Annotated in this window: 12 protein-coding genes; 5 read left to right on the forward strand and 7 right to left on the reverse strand. The window is 72.0% G+C overall.

Translation table 11 applies throughout. The features are described 5' to 3' along the window. Window positions 1–20 precede the first annotated feature (20 nt). Window positions 21–1415: a PhoX family protein gene (locus OG788_RS03535; protein ID WP_406369046.1), complete on the forward strand. Its 1395-nt coding sequence runs from the start codon at window positions 21–23 to the stop codon at window positions 1413–1415. A 78-nt stretch (window positions 1416–1493) separates the two neighbouring features. On the opposite strand, the gene OG788_RS03540 is transcribed toward OG788_RS03535, so the two are convergent. Continuing rightward, window positions 1494–2231, reverse strand: a complete 738-nt coding sequence (locus OG788_RS03540; protein WP_406369047.1) for a YoaK family protein — start codon at window positions 2229–2231, stop codon at window positions 1494–1496. Between the two features lie 239 nt (window positions 2232–2470). Between OG788_RS03540 and OG788_RS03545 the strand changes: the two genes are divergently transcribed. After that, a complete protein-coding gene (locus tag OG788_RS03545; RefSeq protein WP_406369048.1) occupies window positions 2471–2896 on the forward strand; it encodes a hypothetical protein in 426 nt (141 codons plus the stop codon). A 173-nt stretch (window positions 2897–3069) separates the two neighbouring features. Here OG788_RS03545 and OG788_RS03550 read toward each other — a convergent pair whose 3' ends face one another. Continuing rightward, window positions 3070–4668 (reverse strand): glycerol-3-phosphate dehydrogenase/oxidase, encoded by a 1599-nt coding sequence (locus OG788_RS03550; RefSeq protein WP_406369049.1) that lies wholly within the window; start codon window positions 4666–4668, stop codon window positions 3070–3072. After that, window positions 4665–5264 carry a TetR/AcrR family transcriptional regulator gene (locus tag OG788_RS03555; RefSeq protein ID WP_356758351.1) on the reverse strand — a complete coding sequence of 200 codons (600 nt, stop codon included), beginning with the start codon at window positions 5262–5264 and terminating at the stop codon, window positions 4665–4667. Before OG788_RS03555 ends, OG788_RS03550 begins: the two co-directional genes overlap by 4 nt. A gap of 74 nt (window positions 5265–5338) precedes the next feature. Here OG788_RS03555 and OG788_RS03560 point away from each other — a divergent pair, with 74 nt between their 5' ends. Further along, window positions 5339–6928, forward strand: a complete 1590-nt coding sequence (locus OG788_RS03560; protein ID WP_406376658.1) for an FAD-binding oxidoreductase — start codon at window positions 5339–5341, stop codon at window positions 6926–6928. Between the two features lie 134 nt (window positions 6929–7062). Continuing rightward, on the forward strand, window positions 7063–7944 hold the full coding sequence (locus OG788_RS03565; RefSeq protein ID WP_406369050.1) for a YegS/Rv2252/BmrU family lipid kinase: 882 nt from the start codon (window positions 7063–7065) through the stop codon (window positions 7942–7944). 18 nt (window positions 7945–7962) lie between these two features. Here the strand turns inward: OG788_RS03565 and OG788_RS03570 are convergent, their stop codons facing one another. From OG788_RS03570 to OG788_RS03580, 3 genes are all read right to left on the reverse strand, one after another. Continuing rightward, window positions 7963–8916 (reverse strand): Ig-like domain-containing protein, encoded by a 954-nt coding sequence (locus tag OG788_RS03570; protein ID WP_406369051.1) that lies wholly within the window; start codon window positions 8914–8916, stop codon window positions 7963–7965. Between the two features lie 173 nt (window positions 8917–9089). Beyond that, window positions 9090–9686 (reverse strand): NADPH-dependent F420 reductase, encoded by a 597-nt coding sequence (locus OG788_RS03575; protein WP_406369052.1) that lies wholly within the window; start codon window positions 9684–9686, stop codon window positions 9090–9092. A 42-nt stretch (window positions 9687–9728) separates the two neighbouring features. Further along, entirely contained in the window at window positions 9729–10547 is an 819-nt protein-coding gene (locus OG788_RS03580) for an inositol monophosphatase family protein (protein ID WP_406369053.1), read from the reverse strand. Window positions 10548–10684: 137 nt separating this feature from the next. On the opposite strand from OG788_RS03580, the gene OG788_RS03585 reads away from it, so the two are divergent. Continuing rightward, window positions 10685–11584 carry a LysR family transcriptional regulator gene (locus tag OG788_RS03585; protein ID WP_406369054.1) on the forward strand — a complete coding sequence of 300 codons (900 nt, stop codon included), beginning with the start codon at window positions 10685–10687 and terminating at the stop codon, window positions 11582–11584. A gap of 51 nt (window positions 11585–11635) precedes the next feature. On the opposite strand, the gene OG788_RS03590 is transcribed toward OG788_RS03585, so the two are convergent. Then, window positions 11636–13087, reverse strand: a complete 1452-nt coding sequence (locus OG788_RS03590) for an MFS transporter (protein ID WP_406369055.1) — start codon at window positions 13085–13087, stop codon at window positions 11636–11638. Window positions 13088–13191: the final 104 nt, after the last annotated feature.

Here is a 13191-nt window from a genome sequence, read left to right on the forward strand (position 1 = left end):
GCCAGCAGGAAGGTTGTCCCATGCCCGAAAACAGCCGTTCCACGACGAGGCGTCAGATGATCGCCCGGACCGCGGCGTTAGGCGGCTCCCTCGCGTTCGCGGGAAATCTCTCCGAACTGTTCGCGGGCACCGCCGCCGCACAGAGCCTCGGCCACCGTGGCTACGGCCCCCTGGTCCCCGACCCGAACGGACTGCTCGACCTTCCGAAGGGCTTCCGCTACCGCGTCCTCTCGCGCGAGGGCGACCGGCTCCGCTCCGGCGAGGGCCTGGTGCCCAGCAACCACGACGGCATGGCCGCCTTCGCGGGGCATTCCCGGGACGGCCGCGGACGCGTCCACCTGGTCCGCAATCACGAGAACCGGGTCACCGCGACGATCCCGGTCCCGACCGTCGAGGGCCTCACGTACGACCCGATGGGCAAGGGCGGCTGTACGTCCCTGTCACTCGACCGGCAGGGGAACGTCCTCTCTGAGCGCGTGGCCATCGCCGGCACGGCCGTCAACTGCGCCGGTGGGCCCACGCCTTGGGGTACCTGGCTCACCTGCGAGGAGACCGAGGACAAGGCCGGGACCAACGGCTACACCAAGGACCACGGCTTCATCTTCGAGGTCGACCCGGTGGACCCGCACAGCACCGGAGCCGTTCCCCTCACCGCCATGGGGCGCTTCCAGCACGAGGCGATCGCCGTCGACCCGGGGCGGGGAGTGGTGTACGAGACCGAGGACGCGTTCCTCTCGCCCTTCGGCCTCTTCTACCGCTTCCTGCCCAACAGACCGCGAGGGGGGACAGGTTCACTGCGGGCCGGCGGCCGGCTCCAGGCGATGCGCGTCCCCGGCGTGGCGGACCTCTCCTCCGTCCAGGAGACCGGCACGGCCTTCCATGGCATCGAATGGGTGGACGTCCCGGACCCCCTGGCGGCCCAGACCCCCGTCCGTCTCCAGGACTTCGGCCCGAAGGGCATCACGCACGGGCAGAAACTGGAGGGCTGCTACTGGGGCGGCGGATGCGTGTATTTCGTCTCCTCCTTCGCCCGCAGTGCCGACGGGTCCTCGGCCGACCACTACGGCCAGGTCTGGCGGTACGACCCGTCGGCTCGCCGCCTCACGCTGGTGATCGTCTTCGGCCCCGGCACCGACGTCCAGCTTCCCGGCGAGTCCCCCGACAACATCTGCCTCGCCCCCGGTGGCGGCCTCATGGTCTGCGAGGACGGCAACGGCGCGCAGCACGTCTTCGGGGTGACACGGCGCGGAGAGGTGTACGCCCTGGCGCGCGGCGCCCAGAACATCGGCACGCCACAGGCCCCGGAGTGGGGCGAGTTCGCGGGCGTCACCTTCTCCCCGGACGGCGGCACGATGTACGTGAACTGCTACACGCCCGGGACGACGTTCGCGGTGACGGGCCCCTGGCACGGCTAGGTTCCGTCCGTGGAAACGGCAACCGCCCCGCGACGGTGCGTGGCACCGTCGCGGGGCGGGGCTGTCCCGGAAGGAAGTTCAGCCGATGAGCTCCGGCGCGAGCAGGTGATACCGCGCCAGGAGCACGTTGAGCGCGGCGACGATCAGGACCGCGGCCGCGATGGCGAGCAGCGCATGACCCGTACCCCACGGCGTGATGAGCGTGCCGAGCGCGCCGCCCGCGAAGATGCCGGCGACGGTCGCGACGAGCCGGACCCGGTTCGCCCCCCGCTGCGGGGTCGCGGGAACGGCCCCGGTGAGGCCGTGGACGAGGCGGACCAGGGACACCTGGACCAGCAGCGTGGGCATGCCGGGAACAGCCGCGCGCAGGGCGGTGTCCGCGCGAAGCCCCATGGCGAAGCCGACCATGGCGATGACCAGGTTGTCCGGGTCCTCGGCGAGCGAGCCGGAACCGTGCCGCCACAGAGCTGTCGCACCCGCGAGCGCCAGGAGCACCCCTTCCACGGCCAGGGCGGCCGCGAACCAGTGCCGGTGCCGTGCGACGAGTCCGCTGGTGGTCAGGGCTCCGGCCGCGGCCCCCAGGACGAAGGCGAGCAGGGCGATCGCGGGGCGTGCCACCGGCACCTGTCCTTCGCCGGCGACGGCGAAGGACAGGAAGAGCAGGTTGCCCGTGGCCAGCGCGGTGAAGACATGCCCCATGGTCAGGAAGCTGACCGCGTCGACCGCGCCCGCCAGGACGGTGAGGGTGGCCATCACGACGGTCTGCTGACGTTCGCGTCGTTCCGCCGACGGCGGGGCTCCGGATTCTTCACTCATGAGGTCAGTCTCGTGAACGTCGGGGCCCCGACGGCGGTCTCCGGGCCGACACGCGCCGGCCATGCCGCCAATGGACGGTGCCGCGCAGCTCCCCGTCGGCGTGCTGCCCTGTCCCCTTGCGTTCGGCCCGCGCTTCGGTCTGTGGCGTCGGACGAGCTACGAGGTGTCCGGCCCACTGTCAGTGCCGTCTCCTAGGCTGCTCGCCGGCTGATCGACGAGTTGAGGGGAAAGGCACCGGCATGGGCGGCAACTGCTGGACACACACGGGCCCGTACGAGCCGGACCTGGCGGCCGCGTTCCGCCGGGCTCAGGAGGAGCAACTGTCCGAGGACGACCACGGCTTCCCCGGCCGGACGGTGGAAGAACTGTGGCAGGACCCTGAGTGGCACGAGTACATCTTCACCGGTGGCACGGGCACGGTTCTGGACCAGCCCGAACTGATCGACGCCACCGACCAGTCCAACGACGGCCCGTACATGCGCCCCCTGACCGACGAGGAGATACGGGCTTTCGCACCCGGCGGACGCCCGACCTTCGCCGAGTGGGACGGCGCCCTGGACGCCGAGCGATTGGAGTTCCCCGGCCGGGCACAGGGCAGGTGCACGGTGCTGTACGCGGACGGTGAGCCCACGCACATGGGCTACTGGGGGGTGACAGCGGACTAGCTTGCCGGGTGTGCACCCGGTGTGCGGCGCCGGGGAGCCGGCTGCCCGGTCCTCCCCGGCGCGCCGTCAGGTCGCGGTGGCGGCCGCCGCACGACCGGCCTGCCAGCCGGAGAACAGGCAGCCGCCCGGGCCCCGCGCGGAGCCGTCCGCGCGGAGCCGTCTGTGACGATGCGTCAGGCAGGCTGGTCGGCGGACACCTCGAGCGCTTCCCGGGCGGCGGCCACAGCCGCTTCGCGGTCCTGCGGCACCAGGCCGATGCGGGTACGCCGGTCCAGGAGGTCGGCTTCGTCCAGGGCACCCTCGTGCAGCGCGGCCCACAGCAGGGCGGCGCGCGTGACGGGGTGGCCGGGCACCACGGGCTCGTTCCAGTGGGGGTCGCGGGTGCCGAGCGCGTGGACGGCGGGGGCCTCGGTGCCGTAGCGACGGATCAGGTGGCCGGGTGCGCCCAGTGAGCCGAGCCGGTGCGGGGCGGCGGCGCCGACCAGCGGCAGGGAGGCGGTGGTCGAGGGACCGGCGCGCAGGCTGCGCGCCTCGACCGCCGCGTCGACGGCGTCCTGCGCCATGCGCCGATAGGTGGTGAGCTTGCCGCCGACGACGGTGATCACGCCTTCGCCCGAGGTGAGGACGGCGTGCCGGCGCGAGATGTCCGAGGTACGGGCGGCCTCTCCCGACCGCGTCGGCGCCGTGTCCAGCAGGGGGCGCAGCCCCGCGAAGGCCCCGACGACGTCGTCGCGCCTCACCGGAGTGTCCAGGGCGGAGCCGAGGACATCCAGCAGGAAGCCGACGTCCGACTCGGGCACCTCCGGAACGTCGGGTATGTCCCCGTCGACGGGCTCGTCGGTCAGACCGACGTACACGCGGCCGTCGTCCTGCGGCAGGACGAGGACGAATCGATTGGTCTCGCCCGGGATCGGGATGTGCAGGCCGGCGGGCAGATGCCCGAACAGGTCGCCGCGCAGGACCAGATGGGTTCCGCGCGAGGGCCGGATGCGGATGCCGTCGACCAGGTCGCCGGCCCACACTCCGGACGCGTTGATCACCGCGCGGGCCCTGATCTCGCCCTGTTCTCCGGTGAGTTCGTCGCGGACACGCGCACCGGTCCCGCCGACCTCCAGGGCCCTGACCCTGGTGAGGATCTTCGCGCCGTGGGCCGCGGCGCTGCGGGCGAGCGCGGTGACGAGCCGGGCGTCGTCGGTCACCCTGCCGTCCCAGGACAGCAGGCCGCCGCGCAGGCCGCCGGGGCGCACGGACGGCGCCAGGTGACGGGCCTCCACCGCGGAGAGGCGGCGCGGTGCGGGCAGGGTGGCGCGGGAGGTGCGGGCCGCGAGGCGCAGGGTGTCGCCGGCCCGGAATCCGGCCCAGGCAAGCGAGGCCTGGCCGCGCGACACCAAGGGCGTCAGGGGCAGCACGAAGGGCTGGGCGCGGACCAGATGAGGAGCCGTGCGGCCCATCAGGACGCCGCGCTCGACCGCGCTCTCGTGGGCGACGTCGAGTTGCCCGGACGCCAGGTAGCGCAGTCCGCCGTGGATGAGCTTGGAACTCCAGCGCGAGGTGCCGAAGGCGAGGTCGTGGGCGTCGACGGCGACGACGCTGAGGCCGCGCGCGGCGGCGTCCAGGGCGACCCCGGAGCCGGTGGCGCCGAGTCCGACGACCAGGACGTCCACCACGTCGCCGCCCACGGCCTCGGTCAGTTCGCGGCGGCGGCGGGCGGCGGAGAGCGACGATCCGGAAGGCGGGGCGGCGGGTCCGGACGGACTGCTTGTGGGGCTCATGGCGTGAGGGTCCTCTCCAGAAGGGTGCGCAGCTCGTCGAGGAAGGCGGTGCTGGTCAGTTCGGGGTCGTCCTCGTCGGTCATGGTCCGCAGCGACAGGGTGAAGGACTGGACCACGAGCAGCACGGCACGGGCCTGCCGCCTCGTGGGGGCCTGCCGTACCGACCCGTCGGCGTGGCCCTCTGTCAGGGCGTCGGCGAGCAGGCCGAGGAGGGCTTCCTGGCTGGCTCCGCGGCGGTCCAGTACGTAGGGCAGCAGAAGTTCGGGGTCGACGTCGATGATCTTGCGGAAGAGCGGGTGGGCCCGGAAGGCCTCGACCCCGGCGACCAGCCCGTCCACGATCAGGGCGCGCGTCTCCCGGTCCGGCTGCGGCTGCGGCATGGCCCGCGTCGCCACGTCGACCCACTCACGGGTCATCAGATCACCGACCAGCGAGCGCACATCGGGCCAGCGGCGGTACAGCGTCATCCGCGAGACGCCGGCGCGGCGGGCCACGTCGGTCAGGGTCGTGCGCCGGACTCCGACCGCCAGCACGCAGTCGCGCACGGCGTCGAGGACCGGATCACTGTCCGAGTGGTTGTGACGAATAGGCGTCATGTGTCACAGTGTAACGCCCTGTGCGGCCGTGCGGGAGACGGCGCGTCACCAACCGACCGATGAGGACAACGTTCATGGACATGCTGTGGAGCGGCTGGGGCGACCCCGCCAAGGCGGCACCCCTGCCCGACTCGGTGACCGGACTGCTGCGGGATCTGCTCGGCGTCAAACCGCGGGACACCGGCACACACACGCTCGAGGAGATCTCCCTCCCCGAGCCGCCCCCCGCTCCCGCCCTGCGGGCGCTGGCCGACGCCGTCGGCGGCGAGGCCCATGTGCACACCGACGCGGAGAGCCGGATCAGGCACACCCGCGGGAAGTCCACGCCGGACCTGCTGAAGATCCGCGCGGGCGACGCCGGGGACGCCCCCGCGGCCGTCGTCCTGCCCGCCACTCACGACGAGGTGCTCGCCGTGCTGCGCGCCTGCGCCGCGCACGGCCTCGCCGTCGTCCCCTTCGGTGGCGGTACCTCCGTCGTCGGCGGCCTCGCCCCCGAGCGGAGCGCCTTCGTCGCCCTCGACCTGCGCCGCATGAACGGCCTGATCGGCATCGACCCCGTCTCCCGCACCGCCACGCTCCAGCCGGGCCTGCGCGCCCCCGACGCGGAGGCGCTGCTGGCCGAGCACGGGTTCACCCTCGGGCACTTCCCCCAGTCCTACGAGTGGGCCACCATCGGCGGATTCGCCGCAGCCCGCTCCAGCGGACAGGCCTCCGCGGGATACGGCCGCTTCGACGAGATGGTCCTCGGCCTCACCGTCGCCACCCCGGAGGGCACCCTGGACGTGGGCCGCGCGCCCCGATCGGCTGCCGGACCCGATCTGCGGCAACTGATCCTCGGCTCCGAGGGCGCGTTCGGCGTCATCACCGCCGTCACCGTGCGGATCAGGCCGCTGCCGCGGACCCGTATCTACGAAGGGTGGCGCTTCGCCTCCTTCGAGGAAGGCGCCACCGCGCTGCGCCGGCTCGCCCAGGACGGACCGCGCCCCACGGTGCTGCGGCTGTCCGACGAGACAGAGACGTTCGTCGGTCTCGCCCAGCCCGATGCCATCGGTTCGGCCGAGGTACCGGCGGACGCCGGATGCACCGCGATCGCCGGCTACGAGGGGACCGAGGAGGACACGGCCCATCGCCGTGAACGGGCCGCCGAGGTCCTGCGCGCCGCCGGCGGCACCTACCTCGGAGCCGAGCCCGGCGAACGGTGGGCGCACGGCCGCTACTCGGCGCCCTATCTGCGGGACTCCCTGCTCGACGCGGGGGCCTTCGCCGAGACCCTGGAGACCGCCACCTTCTGGTCGCGCGTCCCCGAGCTCTACGCCGCCGTGCGCACCGCACTGACCGAGACGCTCTCCGCGGCGGGAACCCCGCCCCTGGTCATGTGCCACATCTCGCACGTCTACGAGAACGGCGCCTCGCTCTACTTCACCGTGGTCTCCGCCCAGGGCGAGGACGCCGTGGCCCACTGGGCACCGGCCAAGCAGGCCGCCAACGAGGCCGTCCTGAGCGCGGGAGGAACGATCAGCCACCACCACGGAGTGGGAACGGACCACCGCGACTCGTACGTCCAGGAGACCGGGCCGCTGGGCATCGAGGCCCTGCGGGCGGTCAAGCGGCGACTGGACCCCGACGGCCTGCTCAATCCCGGGATCCTGCTGCCCTCGGACTGACTCCCACCCCGCACGTCGTCCGGCGGCCGTGGGGCCGCCGGACCGTCATCCAGCTCCGGCTCACCCGCCGTTGCCGTGCTCAGACTCCGCCCCCTCCCCGTTCCGTCCCACCCTCACCGCCCGGAGGCACACCGATGCGACAGTTCACCGCCGTCGTCAATCCCACCGCGGGTGGCTCCACCGGGGCGGCGGCGCTGCTCCAGGTCGCCCGGCTGCTGCGGGAGGCCGGAGCCGGGCTGGACACCGAGTACAGCCGCAGCCTCGCCCACGCTCAGGAGCTCGCACTCCGCGCCGGGGAACAGGGCCGGATCGTGCTCGCCGTCGGCGGTGACGGGATCGCCGGCGGCATCGGCGGTGCCCTCAGCGGGACGGACACCGTCCTCGGCCTGGTTCCGGCGGGCCGCGGCAACGACTTCGCCCGGGCACTCCGACTGCCCACCGCGGCCGAGGACCTGGCCCGCGTCCTGCTCCACAACAAGCCGCGACGCGTCGACACCATCGAGGTGGAATCGGCGGTGCACCCCCGCAGCGTGGTTCTGGGCAGCGTGTACGCGGGCGTCGACGCGCTCGCCAACCAGCACGCCAACCAGGCCCGTGTGCTCCGCGGTGCCGCCTCCTACTACGCCGGAGGGCTGCGCGCCGTCACCGGCTGGCGCCCGGCGTCGTACCGCGTCACTGTCGACGGCAAGGAACACCGCCACCGCGGTTACACCGTCGTGGCCGCCAACTCGGCCTACTACGGCTCCGGGCGCATCATCGCCCCCGCCGCCCGCATCGACGACGGCCTGCTGGACATCGTCATGATCCGGGAGGCCCCGCGCCGTCTGTTCTTCACCCTGATGAACGAGCTCAAGACCGGCGCCCACACCGAGCGGCCCGAGGTCGTGATCCTGCGGGGCCGGGAGATCCGCATCGAGGCGGACCGCCCCGTGCCCTACGGCGCCGACGGGGAGGTGGAGGCCACCCTCCCCGTCACCGCGCGGGTGCGACCGGGCGATCTGGCCATGCTGATCTGACCGCCACGGACCCGCACGTCACCCCGCGCTGGTGGCTCCGCTCGCGCTGCCCGCCAGCCACTGCTCCCAGCTCAGGTTGAACGCGGCATAGCCGTTGTCCGGGGAGGCCTTCGCCCGCGGGGAGCCCGTGACGGTCACCGGGTCGCCCTGCTTGACCTGGCCGTAGAACCACTTGGCGTCGGTGATCGACAGGTGGACGCAGCCGTGCGAACCCCGGGCACTGCCACTGCCGGGGTTCGGGTCACCCGTCGAGTAGTGGACGTAGGTGCCGGACTGGGTGAGGTGCACGTCCCAGGGAAGGGTCAGGTCGTAGTAGTTCGGGTCGCCCTTGGTGCAGCTGATGCCGACGCTGCACGAGGTCATGTGGACCTTCTCCTGCTTGTCGATCACCGCCATCGTGCCGTTCCACGTGGGGTACTCGGCGCTCCCCGCGTTGATCGACAGAGTGCGCACCGGCTGGCCGTTCTTCTGGACCTTCAGTGTGTGACCGGTGACGGACACGTCCGCCCTGACGTCGTCGCCGACGGTGAAATCGTGCGTGTAGGAACGTACGCCGTAGCGGCCGTTGCCGTTGGTGACGCCCTTCATGTCGGCGACGACCTTCACCTTCGTACCGGAAGCCCAGTACTCCTTGGGCCGCCAGTCTGCGCGCCGGTCCCCGAACCAGTGCCACGCGCCCGTCGTCGGCTGGGAAGCCGTGACCTTCATGTGCTTCTCGACGCCGGCCCGGGCCTTCTCGGCCACCGGGTTGGTGAAGATCACCGAGATCGGCATCGCGACGCCGACCTTGGCGCCGGTCTGCGGAGTGATCGTCTCCAGCAGCATCGGCGGCCCCTTGGGTTTCGAAGGTGACGGCTTCGCACTCGCCGTCGCCTTCCGGGACGCACCCTTTCCGTCGTCGGAACTCGCCTTCGGTGTCCCCCCACCGCAGGCGCTGGTGCCCGCCAGCACCGCGACCATGACGAGTGCCATCGATATACCGCTACGTCGCTTCACATCTACCCCGGCTCACCATCGTGCCTGCCTCACTGCTCTGTTGGACTACGTGAGTCCGTCCACGGTTGCGGGTGCCGCGTAAAGCGTGATTCAAAACCCGGGGCAGGCGGGGTCATCCGCTGCGCCGCTCCACGAACCCGCGAGCCCCGTCACACGGCGACCGAGATCGCGAAGGGCACGAAGCCTCTGGACCGGATCACGTGCGGGACAAACAGGATCGCCGCCTCGGTGGCACGCGCGGTCCGGATCCCACCGAGATCGGTGATCCACTCCTCGCGCCAGCCGAGGCCCACGAGCAGTTCACGGACCGCCTGCTTGGCTTCCGGGTCCTCGCCGGAGAGGAAGACGCTGGGCGCCTGGGTGAGTACGGCGGGCGCGGTCATCACCGGGAAGAGCATCGTGTTGAGCGTCTTGACGACGCGCGTTTCGGGGAGCGCTTCCTGGAGTTGCTCGGCGAGGCTCGAGCCGGGGTAGAGCAGGTCGGCGGGCAGTCCGTCCGGTCCGTCGACGGTGGCGTTGGAGACGTCGACGAGGATCTTGCCCCGCAATTCCTCGCGCAGGGCGGCGAGTCGGTCCAGAGAGCCGTCGCCCGGGGTGGCGTTGATGACGATCTGCGCCGTCCGGACAGCAGCGGCGGCGGTGCCCGGCGCGCGGCCCGCCACCGTCACCTCATGCCCTGCCTGGGTAAGGGCGTTGGCCAGGTTGCCACCGACGCGGCCGTTTCCGAGAACTGCGATCGTGGTCATGATGATGTGGTCCTTTCCGTACTTGCAGGTCGTGGAGCGCGATCAGCGCGAGAGCGTGGCGACGGCCTCGGCGTGCACACCGGGTGCGGCGGCCAGGAAGCTGTCGCTCGCAGGGGTCCAGGGGCGGCCCTCGGCGTCGGAGATCCGGCCGCCGGCCTCGGTGACGAGCAGCGCCCCGGGCAGCAGGTCCGCGCGGGCGCCCGCGAACTGCCAGAAGGCGTCGACCCGGCCGGCGGCCACGTTCACCAGGTGCAGGGTCGCGGGCACGGCGGTCCGGACGACGAGCGCGTCGAAGAGCATCGCGGTGATCGAGGAGCCGACGCGCCGCACGACCGACTCGTCCTCGTCCGGCCGGGCCTGGCTGGTGGCCACGAGGCTCAGGCCGAGGCCGGCGGTGTCGGAGACGTGCAGGGGCCGGTCGTCGAGGTGGGCCCCGCCGCCGGCGAGCGCCGTGTAGGTCTCGCCGGTCAGCGGCAGGTGGACCACGGTGAGGACCGGCTGGTTGTCGCGCACGAGGGTGGCGGTCACCGCCCACTCCGGCAGCGCGTGCAGGTGGTTGACGTTGCCTTCCGCCGGATCCACGACCCACCACTCGCCGGACGGCAGGGCGCCGCCGTCGAGCTCCTCCTCTACCCAGCGGGCCTCGGGACGCAGGCGCGTGAGGCGAGGGCGCAGGATGTCGAGGGCCGCGTCGTCGTTGGCGGCGAGCGCCCTCATCAGCTCGTCGCGGGTCTGGTGGCGGACCACGTCGCCGAAGCGCTCGCGCAGCGCCGAACCGGCCGCGCGCACGGCGATCGTGGTCTGGGTGAGAAGGGCGGCGTCGGAGGCGGCGACGTCAGTGGTCTGAAGCGTTTCGGACATGGCGGTGCTCCCGTGTGAGGAGGGGTGATGAGGCTGGTCGGGCCAGGCTGTGCGTTCCGTCCTGCTCTCTGGTCTCGAAGGTATAGAGCGGCTCGATTAACTTCAAATGCATGTAAAGCATGGCTAGGATTACTCTCATGCAACTGGATTTGAACCTGCTCGCCGCGCTCGATGCACTGCTGGAGGAGGGCAGCGTGGCCGGGGCGGCCGCGCGCCTGCACGTCACCGCGCCCGCGATGAGCCGCAGCCTGGGCCGGATCCGGCGCACGACCGGGGATCAGATCCTGGTGCGCACCGGACGCACGATGACCCCGACGCCGTATGCGATCGCCGTTCGGGAACAGGTGCACGCGTTGCTGCACCAGGTCCAGGGAGTCCTGGCACCGAGCCGCGAACTCGATCTGGCGACGCTGGAGCGCACCTTCACCCTCCGCTGGCACGACTCGCTCGTCGCCCTGAGCGGCCCCGCACTGCTCGCGGCCGTGCGCGGCCAGGCGCCGGGCGTGCGCTTGCGCTTCGTCCCGGAATCGAGCATCGACACCCCCGAGCTGCGACGCGGCGAGGTCGACCTGGAAGCGAACGCGAACCGCCCAGGCGCACCGGACGTCCGTGCCGAGAAGGTGGGCGAGACCCGCGCCGTCATCGCCGTCGGGCAGGGGCACCCGCTCACCCGCTTCAAAGCCGTCACCGCCGAGCGGTACGCCGCCGCCGAGCACATCAACATCTCGCGACGTGGAACCCTCAGCAACGCCCTCGACGACGCCCTCACACACCTCGGCCTCACCCGTCACGTGGTGGCGACCGTGCCCACGGAAGCTGCCGCCTTCGAGTTCGCCCGCAGCTCCGATCTCCTGGTCACCGCCCCCGAAGCCACCACGCGCTCGGCTGTCGCGGACCTCGGCCTGGTCGTGCTCCCCCTGCCGCTCGAACTGCCGCCGGCACCGATCTACCTGTCGTGGCATCAGCGCTACGACACCGACCGCGCCCACACCTGGCTGCGCACACTGGCACGGACCGCGCTGACAACAAGTCAGTAGGACCCGGCGCAAAAACATCGCGGACGGCGGCCGCGACGGACGACGTGCGCCTCAGGAGCGAAGTTCCGGAGCTGTCTCGGTCTCCGCCGTCCTGGACTCCTGGGCTGGTGTCACCCTGTTGGAGCGGATGAGTGGCACGAGCAGCCCGGCACCGGCCACGGACAGGGCGGCGGCCGCCCGGAGCAGTTCCTCGATCGCCGGACCGTCGGACGCCGCTCCGCCGGCGGATCCGCTGATCGCCTCCAGCGCGGTCGCGGCCACCGTCACGGCCACCGCGCCCCACAACACCAGCGACGTCAGCACCAGTCCCGACGCCGCCGCCAGTCGCCCGGCGGACACGTACGACTGGGTCGCCGCGTTGGTGAGTGCCCAGCCGAGCCCGATGCCCACGCCCACGACCGCGAACACGGCGGTGTAGAGCGCCAGGGAATGCGCCCAGGTCAACGCGAACAGGGCGGTTCCGCTGATGAGCAGCCCCGCCGCCATCAGTACCTCCGCCCGCCACCGGCGCGCCAGGTGTCCGGACCAGTAGCTCGCCGCGCCGTCGCCCGCCGACAGCGCCAGGAAGACCAGTCCCGATTCCAGGGGCGACAGCCCGCGTGCCTGCTGCAGATACAGCGCGGCCAGCACCGCCGTGAGGCAGTACACGACATTCGACACCGTTCCGGCCGCCGTCACCGTGACGAACGGCCTGTTGTGCAGCAGGGCCAGGTCGATCAAGGGTTCCGCCGTACGCCGCTCGAGCACCACGAACAGCCACAGCAACACGGCGCCGACGGCGAAGCACGCCACCGTGGCCACCGAGCCCCAGCCCCAGCGCGCTCCCTGGTCGACGGCGAGCATGGCCGCGGTCAGGCCGCCGGCGAGGGTGACCGCACCCGGCAGGTCCATCCCCCGTGCGGCCCCTTCGTCCCTCGATTCCTTCACGTACCGCAGCATCAGCAGCGCCGCCAGCGCGCAGAACGGCACGTTGAGCAGAAACACCGCCCGCCAGCTGACGAGCTCGGCGAACGCCCCGCCGACGAAAGGCCCCAGCGCGGTGCCGATGGCGCTGAAGGCGAGAACCGTCCCGACGGCCCGGCCCTGACGGTCGTCGCGGAAGTGGGAGGTCACCACCGCCACCGCGACCGGGAGGATCAGGGCCGCCGTCATCCCCTGCACGACCCGTCCCGCGGTCAGCCACGCCGCGTTCTGCGCGGCGCTGCACACCACCGACAGCACGGCGAAGCCCGTCAGCCCCCATACGATGACCCGTCTTCGACCGTGGATGTCGGCGGCCCGCCCCCCGACGATCATCAGGGCCCCGAGGGTCAGCATGTAGCCGCTCACCAGCCACTGCAGGTCCGTGGTCGGCGTCCCGAAGTCGCGGGCGATCACGGGCAGCATCAGGTTCAGCGCGAACCAGTCCATCTGCACGAGCAGCATCGCGATCGAGGCGGCGGCGATGACCGCACGGTCCCGGCGCGAGAACAGCCCGGGCCTCCGGCCTGCGGATCCGCTCACGACGATCATCCCCTGCCACGGGTTCCTTCTTCAGCCTGCGTGCGCCCGCGGGGCCCCGCAACCGAGGCCCCCGTGATCGACAGCGGTTGCCCGAAAGAATGAAT

It is taken from the genome of Streptomyces sp. NBC_00647 (assembly GCF_045207245.1).
Classification (GTDB): domain Bacteria; phylum Actinomycetota; class Actinomycetes; order Streptomycetales; family Streptomycetaceae; genus Streptomyces.

Coding starts and splice junctions, on each gene's coding strand:
- OG788_RS03580 (WP_406369053.1), bottom strand. CDS start 10,547: ATGTCCGAAACGCTTCAGACCACTGACGTCGCCGCCTCCGACGCCGCC.
- OG788_RS03585 (WP_406369054.1), top strand. CDS start 10,685: ATGCAACTGGATTTGAACCTGCTCGCCGCGCTCGATGCACTGCTGGAG.
- OG788_RS03535 (WP_406369046.1), top strand. CDS start 21: ATGCCCGAAAACAGCCGTTCCACGACGAGGCGTCAGATGATCGCCCGG.
- OG788_RS03545 (WP_406369048.1), top strand. CDS start 2,471: ATGGGCGGCAACTGCTGGACACACACGGGCCCGTACGAGCCGGACCTG.
- OG788_RS03540 (WP_406369047.1), bottom strand. CDS start 2,231: ATGAGTGAAGAATCCGGAGCCCCGCCGTCGGCGGAACGACGCGAACGT.
- OG788_RS03575 (WP_406369052.1), bottom strand. CDS start 9,686: ATGACCACGATCGCAGTTCTCGGAAACGGCCGCGTCGGTGGCAACCTG.
- OG788_RS03555 (WP_356758351.1), bottom strand. CDS start 5,264: ATGACGCCTATTCGTCACAACCACTCGGACAGTGATCCGGTCCTCGAC.
- OG788_RS03570 (WP_406369051.1), bottom strand. CDS start 8,916: ATGGCACTCGTCATGGTCGCGGTGCTGGCGGGCACCAGCGCCTGCGGT.
- OG788_RS03565 (WP_406369050.1), top strand. CDS start 7,063: ATGCGACAGTTCACCGCCGTCGTCAATCCCACCGCGGGTGGCTCCACC.
- OG788_RS03560 (WP_406376658.1), top strand. CDS start 5,339: ATGGACATGCTGTGGAGCGGCTGGGGCGACCCCGCCAAGGCGGCACCC.
- OG788_RS03550 (WP_406369049.1), bottom strand. CDS start 4,668: ATGAGCCCCACAAGCAGTCCGTCCGGACCCGCCGCCCCGCCTTCCGGA.